This window comes from Psychrobacter sp. 1Y4, assembly GCF_051847555.1.
In genome coordinates this window covers 1-500 of record NZ_JBPYDE010001242.1, presented here as the reverse complement: position 1 = coordinate 500, position 500 = coordinate 1, and the positions used below count along the sequence as shown (strand labels likewise).

Sequence of the window (500 nt, the reverse complement as noted above, 5' to 3'; positions counted from 1 at the left end):
CTACACTTATTTAATGACACTAAGAAGAGCGTAAGAGGAAGCAATGGCAGAGATTAATGGAAAGCGGTTATCCTATCTTTATGAAGCGGTAACGATGGGTACGATACGGGCGGCTGCAGATAAGCTCAATATTGCTCCCTCAGCCGTCAGTCGGCAAATATCTCTGTTAGAAGAAGAATTAGCGAGCACGCTTATTGAGCGGCACCGCAAAGGGGTAACGCCGACAGAATCTGGCACTATTCTCTTGCAGTTTTATCGGGAATCCCTCTCTGCTGAAGAGGCTTGTGTTTCCAAATTACAAGCGTTGGTGGGGTTGCAGCGGGGGCATATAAAGCTAGCCGTGGGCGATGGCTTCATTGCAGATTTGATGCTTGGCCCATTGTCTGAGTTTTCCCGTCTATATCCGGCGCTCACGCTATCAATCAGTACGGGTGGATCAAACGAAGTGATTCGTCAGGTTGAGGAGGACGAAGCGCATATTGGTCTAGTATTCCATTCTA

1 protein-coding gene is annotated in these 500 nt (G+C 48.0%); it reads left to right on the top strand.

Translation table 11 applies throughout. The annotated features are described in order from the left end of the window. Positions 1 to 43: 43 nt before the first annotated feature. Positions 44 to 500 (top strand): LysR family transcriptional regulator (locus ACS8FC_RS21350; protein ID WP_439298248.1); only part of this gene is annotated, 457 nt, incomplete at its 3' end.